This window comes from Streptomyces sp. NPDC057307 (assembly GCF_042667665.1).
Classification (GTDB): domain Bacteria; phylum Actinomycetota; class Actinomycetes; order Streptomycetales; family Streptomycetaceae; genus Streptomyces.
Genome location: NZ_JBHUZM010000187.1, coordinates 1 through 12,581, shown reverse-complemented (window position 1 = coordinate 12,581; position 12,581 = coordinate 1). Strand labels below are relative to the sequence as shown.

General features: G+C 71.9%; 12 protein-coding genes. 8 read left to right on the top strand and 4 right to left on the bottom strand.

What is annotated here, in order from left to right:
* Positions 1 to 91: 91 nt before the first annotated feature.
* The 3 genes from ACFUN8_RS34525 to ACFUN8_RS34515 form a co-directional block, all read right to left on the bottom strand.
* The gene (locus tag ACFUN8_RS34525) at positions 92 to 262 is read right to left on the bottom strand and encodes a hypothetical protein (RefSeq protein ID WP_023543147.1); all 171 of its coding nucleotides are present in this window, start codon (positions 260 to 262) and stop codon (positions 92 to 94) included.
* A gap of 217 nt (positions 263 to 479) precedes the next feature.
* Positions 480 to 752, bottom strand: coding sequence for a DUF4873 domain-containing protein (locus ACFUN8_RS34520; protein WP_382571351.1), 273 nt, complete (start codon positions 750 to 752; stop codon positions 480 to 482).
* Between the two features lie 39 nt (positions 753 to 791).
* Entirely contained in the window at positions 792 to 1,664 is an 873-nt protein-coding gene (locus tag ACFUN8_RS34515) for an undecaprenyl-diphosphate phosphatase (RefSeq protein ID WP_383646604.1), read from the bottom strand.
* Positions 1,665 to 2,004: 340 nt separating this feature from the next.
* Here ACFUN8_RS34515 and ACFUN8_RS34510 point away from each other — a divergent pair, with 340 nt between their 5' ends.
* From ACFUN8_RS34510 to ACFUN8_RS34495, 4 genes are read left to right on the top strand one after another with little or no spacing between them, the layout of a single operon-like run.
* Positions 2,005 to 3,885 carry a methylmalonyl-CoA mutase family protein gene (locus tag ACFUN8_RS34510; protein ID WP_383646601.1) on the top strand — a complete coding sequence of 627 codons (1,881 nt, stop codon included), beginning with the start codon at positions 2,005 to 2,007 and terminating at the stop codon, positions 3,883 to 3,885.
* Positions 3,882 to 6,083, top strand: a complete 2,202-nt coding sequence (gene scpA, locus ACFUN8_RS34505) for a methylmalonyl-CoA mutase (protein WP_383646598.1) — start codon at positions 3,882 to 3,884, stop codon at positions 6,081 to 6,083. Before ACFUN8_RS34510 ends, scpA begins: the two co-directional genes overlap by 4 nt.
* Before the next feature lie 4 nt (positions 6,084 to 6,087).
* Positions 6,088 to 7,104: a methylmalonyl Co-A mutase-associated GTPase MeaB gene (meaB, locus tag ACFUN8_RS34500; RefSeq protein ID WP_383646595.1), complete on the top strand. Its 1,017-nt coding sequence runs from the start codon at positions 6,088 to 6,090 to the stop codon at positions 7,102 to 7,104.
* Positions 7,101 to 8,171 (top strand): enoyl-CoA hydratase/isomerase family protein, encoded by a 1,071-nt coding sequence (locus tag ACFUN8_RS34495; protein WP_383646593.1) that lies wholly within the window; start codon positions 7,101 to 7,103, stop codon positions 8,169 to 8,171. The genes meaB and ACFUN8_RS34495 overlap by 4 nt, the downstream gene beginning before the upstream one ends.
* A 395-nt stretch (positions 8,172 to 8,566) precedes the next feature.
* Here ACFUN8_RS34495 and ACFUN8_RS34490 read toward each other — a convergent pair whose 3' ends face one another.
* On the bottom strand, positions 8,567 to 9,328 hold the full coding sequence (locus tag ACFUN8_RS34490; protein ID WP_383646590.1) for a TVP38/TMEM64 family protein: 762 nt from the start codon (positions 9,326 to 9,328) through the stop codon (positions 8,567 to 8,569).
* A gap of 139 nt (positions 9,329 to 9,467) precedes the next feature.
* Between ACFUN8_RS34490 and ACFUN8_RS34485 the strand changes: the two genes are divergently transcribed.
* From ACFUN8_RS34485 to ACFUN8_RS34470, 4 genes are all read left to right on the top strand, one after another.
* Positions 9,468 to 10,166, top strand: a complete 699-nt coding sequence (locus ACFUN8_RS34485) for a DNA alkylation repair protein (protein WP_383646587.1) — start codon at positions 9,468 to 9,470, stop codon at positions 10,164 to 10,166.
* Positions 10,167 to 10,231: 65 nt separating this feature from the next.
* Positions 10,232 to 10,369 (top strand): hypothetical protein, encoded by a 138-nt coding sequence (locus ACFUN8_RS34480; RefSeq protein ID WP_383646584.1) that lies wholly within the window; start codon positions 10,232 to 10,234, stop codon positions 10,367 to 10,369.
* Positions 10,370 to 10,466: 97 nt separating this feature from the next.
* On the top strand, positions 10,467 to 11,645 hold the full coding sequence (gene tuf, locus ACFUN8_RS34475; protein WP_383646581.1) for an elongation factor Tu: 1,179 nt from the start codon (positions 10,467 to 10,469) through the stop codon (positions 11,643 to 11,645).
* Positions 11,646 to 11,737: 92 nt separating this feature from the next.
* Positions 11,738 to 12,581 (top strand): spermidine synthase (locus ACFUN8_RS34470; RefSeq protein WP_383646578.1); only part of this gene is annotated, 844 nt, incomplete at its 3' end.

Sequence of the window (12,581 nt, the reverse complement as noted above, 5' to 3'; positions counted from 1 at the left end):
TGCGATGCACCGCACCAACGAGACATCAGCCGCTCCGCGGCGGGCGCAGGCCCCGCCCTACGGGCGGACGGCGCTACTTTGAAGACAGGACCTAGGCGGCCTCGTCGACCGAGTCGTGCAGCGCCGCCGCCCATTCCAGCAGCAGGACTTCGTACTCCTCGGCCGGCCACGTGCCGTCGGCCGCGTCGACCAGGGCGCGGATGCGCTCGTTGGCCGCGACGGCGCCGGACGCCGCGGGAGCGGAGGAGGAAGTTGTGGACATACGGCAACCGTACGGGCCGCCGTGAGGTTCCCGGACCGTTCGGGGAGCGGCATAGCTCACACGCCGACAGGGCAACCCCACGGAGCGTCAGCTCCGATCCCAGTGCCACCAAGGGTTCTGCCCGCCGTCCGGCGGTGTGGAGCCGTGCGACGGGCAAACGTGTCCTTCGGCACACCGTGTGCACACAACTGCCCGGTGGGGAGCGGCCGGAGCGGTGTCAGAAGGGGATGTCGCCGCTCCCGGAGATTCTCATCCGCCCGCTGCCGATGGCGGTACGGGTGGCCAGCACGCTGCCCTCCCGCCCGTCGGGCAGTCGGATCCGCATGCCGTCGTCGGCCGAGGGCTCGTAGAGACCGTCCGCCGCCCCCTCGGTCTGGACGCTGCCGCCCCAGGACCCGAGCTTGCCGGACCGGTCGCCACTGAGGGTGGCCACGACCGAGATCTCGGAGTCGCCGACGATAAGGGTCGCCGGTCCCTGGTAGTTACTCATGACCTCAGTGTGTGCCCCGGCGCGGCCTGCTCCGTCCGGTCAGCCGCCGGAATCGCCCGCGTGCGGGCTCAGAGTGTCCGTACCGACCAGGATGAACAGCGCGATACCGAGCAGAATCCGGTAGATCACGAACGGCATGAAGCTCTTGGTGGTAATGAATTTCATGAACCACGCGATGACGGCGTATCCGACGAAGAAGGCGATGATCGTCGCGAAGATCGTCGGCCCCCACGAGACGTGCCCCTCGCCCGCGTCCTTCAACTCGAAGGCCCCCGAGGCCAGTACGGCCGGGACGGCCAGCAGGAACGAGTAACGCGCCGCCGCCTCACGGGTGTAGCCCATCAGCAGTCCACCGCTGATCGTCGCACCCGACCGCGAGACACCCGGAACCAGCGCCATGGCCTGACAGAACCCGAAGATCAGACCGTCCCTGACGCCCAGTTCCTTCAGCGACTTGCGCTCCTTGACGGCGCGGTGCTTGCCGCCGCTCTCGTCACGCGCCGCCAGCCGGTCCGCGATGCCGAGGATGATGCCCATCACGATCAGCGTCGTCGCGATCAGCCGCAGATCCCGGAACGGCCCCTCGATCTGGTCCTTGAACGCCAGCCCGAGCACACCGATGGGGATCGAACCGACGATCACCAGCCAGCCCATCTTCGCGTCGTGGTCGGAGCGCATCGCCTTGTTCGTCAGCGAACGGGACCAGGCCGAGACGATCCGGGCGATGTCCTTGCGGAAGTAGATGAGGACCGCCGCCTCCGTACCGATCTGGGTGATCGCGGTGAACGCCGCACCCGGGTCGTGCCAGCCGGCGAAGGCGGCCGTCAGCCGCAGATGCGCGCTGGAGGAGATGGGCAGGAACTCGGTCAGCCCCTGGACGAGTCCGAGGATGAGTGATTCGAACCAAGACATTGGGTGCTACGCCATCCAGAAAAGATCGTGCACCGGCCGGTGTGAACACGGGGCAGTGGCGGGTTGCGGACTGAGAAACCGGCACGCGGAAATCGCTCATCTGCGCGGGTGTGTGAAAGGGCCGTCACGCGCCGGTCTGGGGCAGCGTAGCCGCTGCGGATTACGGGACGGCGCCAACCCCCTGCCCCCGGCGCGCAATACGCGGAACCGGCGAGTATACGAGGAGACAAGACGGCGGCGGGAGCGCTTCGGGGAGCAGTCAGGGGGCGTAGGGGGGCGAGGGAAAGGTCACATCAGTTCCACCTGCTAACCGCCGATTGCGCTGCCCTAACATCTCGGCATGACGCTCCTGCCCGACAGCGGGCTATCGCTGGCAGCCGAGTTCCCCGCACCGACCCATGAGCAGTGGCAGGGTCTGGTGGAAGGGGTACTCCGGAAATCCGGTCGGGACGTCTCGGGAACCGCCGCCGAGGACGCACTGTCGACCCCGATCGAAGCCGGACTGACCACCCGTCCCCTCTACACCGCCGCCGACGACCCGGGCGACGGCGGCCTGCCGGGCTTCGCGCCCTTCACCCGCGGCGGCACCCACGGCGGCTCGGCACCCGGCGGCTGGGACGTACGGCAGCGCCACGCGCGCACCGACCCCGCGCGCACCAACGAAGCCGTACTGGACGACCTGACCAACGGCACCACCTCGCTGTGGCTGGCGGCGGGAGCGGCCGGCGTGCCCGTCTCCGGACTGGCCGAAGCCCTCGACGGTGTCTATCTCGACCTCGCCCCGATCGCGCTCGACGCGGGCGACGAATTCCCCGCCGCCGCGGCCGAGTTGCTGCGTCTGTACGACGAACGCGAGGTCCCACGCGCCGAGGCGCGCGGCACCCTGGGCGCCGACCCGGTCGGCCGCCTCGCCCGTACCGGCGACGAGACCCCCGGACTCCAGGACGCCGCCGCCGAACTCGCCGAGCTGTGCCACCGGGAGTACCCCGGACTGCGCGCCCTCGTCGTCGACGCCCTGCCCTACCACGAGGCGGGCGGCTCGGCCGTCCAGGAACTCGGCTGCTCGCTCGCCGCCGGCGTCGCCGCGCTGCGTGACCTCGATGCCGCCGGACTCCCCGTCGAAGCGGCCTGCGGCCAGCTGGAGTTCAGGTACGCGGCCACCGCCGACCAGTTCCTCACCATCGCCAAGCTGCGCGCCGCGCGCCGGCTGTGGGCCCGGGTCGCCGAGGTCGGCGGAGCGGGACCGGCCGGCGCCGCGCAGCGCCAGCACGCCGTGACGTCCTCGGTGATGATGACCCGTCGCGACCCGTGGGTGAACATGCTGCGCACCACGGTCGCCTCGCTGGCCGCCGGGGTCGGCGGCGCCGACTCCGTGACCGTGCTGCCCTTCGACCACACCCTCGGACTCCCCGACGGCTTCGCCCGCCGGATCGCCCGCAACACCTCGACCATCCTCATCGAGGAGTCCCACCTCGGCCGGGTCATCGACCCGGCGGGCGGCTCCTGGTACGTCGAACGGCTCACCGACGACCTCGCGCACGCCGCCTGGGCCTGGTTCCAGGAGATCGAACGGGCCGGCGGCCAGCGCGCCGCGCTGCGCTCCGGCCTGATCGCCGAACGCCTCGCCGGAACCTGGGCGGACCGCTCCGAGAAGCTGGCCCGCCGCCGCGAACCGGTCACCGGCGTCAGCGAGTTCCCCCAACTGGCCGAGGCACCCGTCGTACGCGACGCACCGCCCCCGGCCCCGGCCGGCGGACTGCCCACCGTCCACCGCGACGACGCCTTCGAGACCCTGCGGGCCCGCTCCGACGCGCACCTCGCCGCGACCGGCACCCGCCCCCGCGTCCTGCTGGCCGCGCTCGGCACGGCCGCCGCGCACACCGCGCGCGTGACCTTCGCGTCGAACCTCTTCCAGTCCGGCGGCATCGAACCGGTCCACGACCCGGTCACCGTCGACGCCACCACCGTCGCCGACGCGCTCACCCGCAGCGGCGCCGCCATCGCCTGCCTCTGCTCCAGCGACCCGCTCTACGCCGAACAGGCCGAACAGGTCGCCGCGGCACTCAAATCGGCCGGCGCCACCCGGGTATACCTGGCGGGTCGCCCCGGCGAACAACGCGAGACCCTCACCCGGGCCGGAGTCGACGAGTTCGTCGCCGTGGGCGTCGACGCCGTCGCCGTACTCTCGGCCGCCCTCGACCACCTGGGAGTGGCGCGATGACCGTCCCCGACTACACCGCGATCGACCTGGGGCCCGCGACGGCCCCGGACGGACACGAGGAACAGTGGCGCGCCGCCGTCAAGGAGAGCACCGGCAGGAGCGACGCCGACCTCGTCTGGAACACACCCGAGGGCATCGACGTCAAACCGCTGTACACCCCGCAGGACCTGGAGGGCCTGGACTTCCTCGGGACGTACCCCGGCATCGCGCCGTATCTGCGCGGCCCCTACCCGACGATGTACGTCAACCAGCCGTGGACCATTCGGCAGTACGCCGGATTCTCCACCGCCGAGGAGTCCAACGCCTTCTACCGGCGCAACCTCGCCGCCGGGCAGAAGGGCCTGTCCGTCGCCTTCGACCTGCCGACGCACCGCGGCTACGACAGCGACCACCCGCGCGTGACCGGTGACGTCGGCATGGCCGGCGTGGCCATCGACTCGATGTACGACATGCGCCAGCTCTTCGACGGCATCCCGCTCGACAGGATGACCGTGTCGATGACGATGAACGGCGCCGTCCTGCCCGTCCTCGCCCTCTACATCGTGGCGGCGGAGGAACAGGGCGTGCCGCCCGAGAAGCTGGCCGGGACCATCCAGAACGACATCCTCAAAGAGTTCATGGTCCGCAACACCTACATCTATCCGCCGAAGCCCTCGATGCGGATCATCTCCGACATCTTCGCGTACACCTCGAAGAAGATGCCGCGCTACAACTCCATCTCCATCTCCGGCTACCACATCCAGGAAGCCGGCGCGACGGCCGATCTGGAGCTGGCCTACACCCTCGCCGACGGCGTCGAGTATCTGCGCGCCGGACTCGACGTGGGCCTCGACGTCGACGCGTTCGCGCCCCGGCTCTCCTTCTTCTGGGCCATCGGCATGAACTTCTTCATGGAGATCGCGAAACTGCGCGCGGCACGGCTGCTCTGGGCCAGGCTCGTCAAGAAGTTCGACCCGCAGAACGCCAAGTCCCTGTCGCTGCGCACCCATTCACAGACCTCCGGCTGGTCGCTCACCGCACAGGACGTCTTCAACAACGTCCCCCGCACCTGTGTCGAGGCGATGGCCGCCACCCAGGGCCACACCCAGTCGCTGCACACCAACGCGCTCGACGAGGCCCTGGCCCTGCCCACCGACTTCTCCGCGCGCATCGCCCGCAACACCCAGCTGCTGCTCCAGCAGGAGTCGGGCACCACCCGGGTCATCGACCCGTGGGGCGGCAGCGCGTACGTCGAGAAGCTCACGTACGACCTCGCGCGCCGCGCCTGGCAGCACATCGAGGAGGTCGAGGCGGCCGGCGGCATGGCCCAGGCCATCGCGGAGGGAATCCCCAAGCTCCGGATCGAGGAGGCGGCGGCCCGCACCCAGGCCAGGATCGACTCCGGGCGCCAGCCGGTCATCGGCGTCAACAAGTACCTGGTGGAGACCGACGAGCAGATCGAGGTCCGCTCGGTCGACAACTCCTCCGTACGGACGCAGCAGATCGCCAAGCTGCGCCGGCTCCGCGACGAGCGCGACGAGGCCGTCTGCCAGGACGCGCTGCGCGCCCTCACCGGCGCGGCCGAGGCGGGATCGAGCCGGGACCTCGACGGCAACCTGCTGGCCCTCGCCGTGAACGCGGCACGCGCCAAGGCCACCGTCGGTGAGATCTCCGACGCCCTGGAGAAGGTGTACGGGCGGCACTCCGGCCAGATCCGTACCATCTCCGGTGTGTACAGGAACGAGGCCGGCACGTCACCGGCGGTCGAGCGGACCCGTGGCGCCGTCGAGGAGTTCGAGAAGGCCGAGGGGCGGCGCCCGCGCATCCTGGTCGCCAAGATGGGCCAGGACGGCCACGACCGCGGCCAGAAGGTCATCGCGACCGCCTTCGCCGACCTGGGCTTCGACGTCGACGTCGGCCCGCTGTTCCAGACGCCCGGCGAGGTGGCGCGGCAGGCCGTCGAGGCCGACGTGCACATCGTCGGGGTGTCGTCGCTGGCCGCCGGGCACCTCACGCTCGTGCCCGCCCTGCGGGCGGAACTCGCCAAGGAGGGCCGCGAGGACATCATGATCGTCGTCGGCGGCGTGATCCCGCCCGGGGACATCGACGAACTGCACCGCGCGGGCGCGGCCGCCGTCTTCCCGCCCGGCACGGTCATCCCCGACGCCGCGCTCGATCTGCTCACGACCCTGACCGCCGCTCTCGGTCACGAGCGGTGAGCCGGTGGCACCTCGGAACACCATCGACATCGACGCGTACGTCAAGGGTGTGCTCGACGGCTCCCGTTCGGCCGTCGCGCGCGCCATCACCCTCGTGGAGTCCACCAGGGCCGACCACCGGGAACTCGCCCAGCGGCTCCTGACCGCGCTGCTGCCGTACTCGGGCACGGCACGCAGGATCGGCATCAGCGGTGTGCCCGGTGTCGGCAAGTCCACCTTCATCGACGCCCTCGGGACCATGCTCACCGGCCTCGGGCACCGGGTCGCGGTCCTCGCCGTCGACCCGTCGTCCAGCAGGACCGGCGGCTCCATCCTCGGCGACAAGACCCGTATGGAGCGGCTGTCCGTCGACCCGGCGGCGTTCGTGCGGCCGTCGCCCACGGCGGGCACGCTGGGCGGTGTCGCCAAGGCGACCCGCGAGACGATCATCGTGATGGAGGCGGCCGGTTACGACGTGGTGCTCGTCGAGACCGTCGGCGTCGGCCAGTCGGAGACCGCCGTCGCGAACATGGTCGACTCCTTCCTGCTGCTGAGCCTCGCCCGCACCGGCGACCAGCTCCAGGGCATCAAGAAGGGCGTGCTGGAACTGGCGGACCTCATCGCCGTCAACAAGGCCGACGGGCCGCACGAGCGGGACGCGAAGTCCGCCGCGCGTGAACTCGCGGGCGCGCTGCGGCTGATGCACCCGGCCGACGCGGCGTGGACCCCGCCGGTGCTGAGTTGCAGCGCCCGTGAGGGGACCGGGCTCGACACCGTCTGGGAGCGGCTGGAGCAGCACCGCAAGGTCCTCGACACCAGCGGACGCCTCCAGCACAAGCGGAGCGACCAGCAGGTCGACTGGACCTGGTCGATGGTCCGTGACCAGCTGCTGGACCGGCTGCGGAGCCATCCGGGCGTACGGGCGCTCGCCCCCGTGCTCGAACAGGAGGTACGGGCGGGCTCGTTGACGGCCACGCTGGCCGCCGAGCGGATCGTCGAGGCGCTGGACCTGCCGGCCGGGGCCGACGGGGGCGGACGGTGACGGACGGACCTCCCAAGGAGGACGAGACCGTTCTCGTACGGCGCGACGGACGCGTCGGGCGGCTCACGCTCAACCGGCCGCGCGCGCTCAACGCCCTCACCCACGCCATGGTGTCGCGCATCGACGCCGCCCTCACCGAGTGGGAGCGGGACCAGTCGTCGATGACCGTGGTCATCGACGGCGCCGGGGAACGCGGACTCTGCGCGGGCGGCGACATCCGGGCGATCCACGAGGACGCGCGTACGGGCGGCGCCGCGTCGCCCGCGTTCTGGCGCGACGAGTACCGCCTCAACGCCCGCATCGCGCGCCACCCGGGGCCCTACGTCGCCTTCATGGACGGCATCGTGATGGGCGGCGGCGTGGGCGTCTCGGCGCACGGCGACGTCCGGATCGTCACCGAACGCTCGCGGATCGCCATGCCCGAGACCGGCATCGGCCTCGTACCGGACGTCGGCGGTACGTATCTGCTCTCCCGGTCACCCGGCGAACTCGGCACGCATCTCGCCCTCACCGGCGCGGCGGTGGGCGCGGCCGACGCGCTGCTCTGCGGGCTCGCCGACCACTTCGTCCCCGCCGAGCGGCTGTCCGAGCTGGCGGGCGAACTCGCCTCCACGGACGTGCCGGTGGCCGTAGGGCGCCATGCGACGGCGCCGCCCGAGGGGGAACTGGCCGCGCACCGGGAGTGGATCGACGCGTGTTACGCGGCGGACTCGGTGGAGGAGATCGTGGACCGGCTGTTCGCCAGTGGGCACCACGTGGCGAAGCAGACGGCGGAGACGATCCTGACGAAGTCCCCCACGGCCCTGAAGGCGACGCTGGCGGCCGTGCGGCGGGCGCGGGGCCTGGGGACGCTGGAGGAGGCGCTGGACGCGGAGTACCGCGCGTCGTGCGCGGCGCTGCGGACGCCGGACCTGGTGGAGGGCATCAGGGCGCAGGTGATCGACAAGGACCGGACGCCGAGGTGGTCGCCGGAGGAGCTGTCGGCTGTCACGGCGGCGGACGTGGCCCGCTTCTCGGCGGTGCCGGCGGGCGGGGACCTGGGGCTGGGCGCGCCGCGCAGGCGGTAAACGGAGACCTCGCTTCCGCAGGTACGGGCGAGGACGCCAACACCCGGGCCGGCGGGCGGCACCGCTACGGGTGCGCGGGACCCGACCGGTGCCCGGCACCGTTCTCCGACGCCCGGCAGGCGGGCGCACAGCCACGGCCACCTTCGGTGGCCGTCCCCGGCGATTCCCGCTGCGCTCCCACGTCATCGGCGAGCCCGCCGGGACGCGGAGCGGGCGGTGGTGCCGCGTCCCGTGCTCCCTGCTCTTCCTCGACGGCTACGCGGACCAGGGCGGGTACGGCCGCCGCCCCGGTGATCGCATCCACGGCCGCACGGCCATCGGTTACGACGTCGGGATCCCGGTCCGGGCCTGCACGGCCCCGGCCACCGGACAGGCGCTACGCCACCGGACACTGCCTAGCCCACCGGCTCGGGTATCCGCTCCTCCGCGGGGGCCTCGTTCGCCGGGCCCGGACCCGGACCCGGGCGCAGGCGATGGCGTTTGCGCCAGGCCAGCGTTGCCGCCCCCGCGCCCGTCAGCACGATGAAACCCATCGCGATCAGAAACGCCGGCGACGTCGGCGAGCCCGCCTGGCTCCCCGCGACCACGTACGCCGCCGTGTTGGGGATCGTCCCGAGCGCCGTCGCCAGCAGGAACGGCCGCCAGCCCATGCGCGACACCGCCGCGCAGTAGTTGGCGGCCTGGAACGGGACCCCGGGGAACAGCCGGATCGCCATCATCGACCGGAAGCCGTGCCGGCTCAACTGCCCGTCCGCCGCGATCAGCCAGCGGCCCCGCAACAGCGGACGCAGCGCTTCCTGACCGAGGAAACGGCCGAGGCCGAAGGCGATGCCCGCGCCCAGCACCGTGCCCGCGACGGCCGCCGGGAGGCCCAGTTGTGTACCGAACAGCGCGCCCGCCGCGAGATTCAGCAGCGGGCGCGGCACGAAGGCCGCCGTGCACACCCCGTACGCGGCGGCGAACAGCACCACCGCGGCGCCGCCGCTCAACTGCGGCCAGCCCGCCGAGATGAATCTCTGCGGTTCGTAGACCAGTACCGCGATCCCCGCGCACACCAGCACGAGGACGAGGAGAGCGAGCCTGGACCAGGGTGAGAGCAGCACCCTCGTCCAGCGGACCGTGAGGCCGGCGGACGGCCTGTCGACAGGGTCGAGCATTCGGGGAGACTAACCGACGAAGCGTGCTGATCGTCGTCAAGAGCCGGGAGACAACCGCCACTCGGGCGTGCGAGCGCCTCCTCCGGAGACGTACGCGGCCCGCCCCGCGTTGTCAGTGGCAGCCCCTACCCTGCACGTCATGACCCTCGCACCGCCGCCCAGCGCGCTCGCCGACACCGTCCTGGAACGGCTCACGGTCGAATACGCCACAGCAGCCGATCCGGTACGGGCCGAGCGGTCCGTCGCGTACATGAAGGGCGTCGCCCCCTTCCTCGGCATCCCCACCCCCGAACGCCGCGCGCTGTCACGGCGGGTGGTCGCCTCGCTGCCGCGTCCCGACGAGAGGGACTGCGTGGCGATCGCGCTGCGCTGCTGGGAGCTGCCCGAGCGGGAGTACCGGTACTTCGCGGTCGACTACCTCCGCCGCCATGTCGGGCGGCTCTCCTCCGGCTTTCTCCCCGTCGTACGGCATCTCGTCGCCACCGATCCCTGGTGGGACACGGTCGACCTCCTCGCCGCCCATCTCGCGGGCGGGCTGGTCGCCGCCGACCGCCCGCTGGTGAAGGAGATGGACATCTGGATCGAGGACGAGAACCTCTGGATCGCGCGCACCGCGCTGCTGCACCAGCTCGCCTACAAGGAGGCGACCGACACCGGGCGGCTGTTCGGCTACTGCCTCCGGCAATCGGGGCACCCCGACTTCTTCATCCGCAAGGCGATCGGCTGGTGCCTGCGCGAGTACGCCAAGACGGACCCGGCCGCCGTCCAGGACTTCGTGGCGGGCGCCCGCGACCGGCTCTCCCCGCTCTCCGTACGCGAGGCCCTGAAGCACCTCTGACCCCGGCGAACAGGGCGCGGGAAAACCGGTCGACGCCCCGTCGCCCGTCGGACATCATCGACCACATGGTCCGGTACGCCTTCCTCGCAGCGCCGTCCGCAGTCGCGGACGCGCCGAAGGCTGCCGCATTCCTCGCGGCGCACGCCGAAGCGGCGGCGGCCGAGGCCGCCGCGGCGGCGCTGCTCGACGGCGCCCGAAGCTGACCCTTCCCGGATCGTCCGGCGGACCCCACAGGGGGAGGGTCGGCAAGGCCCAGGGGGTCCCACCACGCTTCGAGTTCCTGGAAGGAACACGTCAGCCATGCCCAAGACGGCATACGTGCGCACCAAGCCGCACCTGAACATCGGCACCATGGGCCACGTCGACCACGGCAAGACCACTCTGACCGCGGCCATCACCAAGGTCCTCAGCGAGAGCGGGACCGGCACGTTCGTGCCGTTCGACCGGATCGACCGGGCCCCGGAGGAGGCGGCGCGCGGCATCACCATCAACATCGCGCACGTCGAGTACGAGACGGACACCCGGCACTACGCGCATGTCGACATGCCCGGTCACGCCGACTACATCAAGAACATGGTCACCGGCGCCGCGCAGCTCGACGGGGCGATCCTCGTCGTGTCCGCGCTCGACGGGATCATGCCGCAGACCGCCGAGCACGTGCTGCTCGCCCGTCAGGTCGGCGTCGACCACATCGTCGTCGCCCTCAACAAGGCCGACGCGGGCGACGACGAGCTGACCGACCTGGTCGAGCTGGAAGTGCGTGAACTGCTCAGCGCGCACGGGTACGGCGGGGAGAGCGTCCCCGTCGTCCGGGTCTCCGGGCTCCGGGCGCTGGAGGGGGACCCGCGCTGGACGGAGGCCGTGCGGGCGCTGCTCGACGCCGTCGACACGTACGTGCCGATCCCCGTCAGGTACACCGACGCGCCGTTCCTGCTCCCGGTGGAGAACGTCCTGACCATCACCGGGCGCGGCACGGTCGTCACCGGCGCCGTCGAGCGCGGCACGGTACGCGTGGGCGACCGGATCGAGGTGCTCGGCGCCGACTCCGGGCCGCAGCTCAGCACGGTCACCTCGCTGGAGACCTTCGGGAAGCCGATGGAGTCCGCCGAGGCCGGCGACAACGTCGCGCTGCTGCTGCGCGGCATGCCGCGCGACGCGATCCGCCGGGGCCACGTGGTGGCCGCGCCGGACAGCGTCGTACCGAGCAGGCGGTTCGCCGCGCAGGTGTACGTCCTGTCGGCGAAGGAGGGCGGACGTACGACGCCGGTGACCACGGGCTACCGACCGCAGTTCTACATCCGGACGGCGGACGTGGTCGGGGACATCGACCTCGGTGAGCTGGCCGTCGCCCGCCCCGGTGACACGGTCGCGCTGACCGTGGAGCTGGGCCGGGACGTGCCGCTGGAGTCCGGACTCGGCTTCGCGATCCGCGAGGGCGGACGCACGGTCGGCGCGGGCACCGTCACCGAGCTGATCTGACACGGCCGGATCCAGCCGGGCCCGTCTCCTCCGTACGGGGGAGGAGACGGGCCCCGGTCGGGCCGGCCGGGCGCGGCGCGCACAATGGGACGGTGAACGAAGCGATCCCCGTCGTCCGGACCGTCGACTGCGGCACCGCCCGACTGCTGCCCGACGTGGACCAAGAACGGGCCTGGCTGCTGACGGTCGACGGCGCGCCCCAGTCGTATGTCGACCTGGACGAACCGACCCATCTCGAATTCGAGTACACGCGGCGCCTCGGGCATGTCGTCGACGGCGCCGCCGACGAGGGCGACCCGCTCACCGTGCTCCACCTCGGCGGCGGGGCCCTCACCCTGCCCCGCTACGTGAGCGCCACCCGGCCGGGTTCGGCGCAGGACGTGGTCGACGCCGACGGGGCGCTGCTGGCGCTGGTCGCCGAGGAGTTGCCGCTCCCGGCGGGCGCCGGGATCGCCGTGCACGGCGCGGACGCCCGCGCCTGGCTCGCCTCGGCACCGGCCCGCTCGGTCGATCTGCTCATCGCCGACGTCTTCGGCGGATCGCGGGTGCCCGCCCATCTGACGTCCGTGGAGTACGCGCGCCTCGCCGAGCGGGCACTACGAGCCGACGGCCTCTACGCGGCCAACCTCGCCGACGGCGCGCCCTTCACCTTCCTGAAGTCCCAACTGGCCACCTTCGCCTCGGTGTTCGAGGAGCTGGCGCTGATCGCCGAGCCGTCGGTGCTGCGCGGACGCCGGTTCGGCAACGCCGTACTCCTCGCCTCGCACGCGCCGATCGACACGGCCGCCCTGGCGCGCCGGACCGCGTCGGACGCCTTTCCGGCGCGGGTCGAACACGGCGCGTCGCTACGGCGGTTCACCGGGGCCGCGCCGGTCGTGCGCGACCTCGACGCGGTGGCGTCGCCCGAGCCGCCCGAGGGAGCGTTCAGCATCGGCT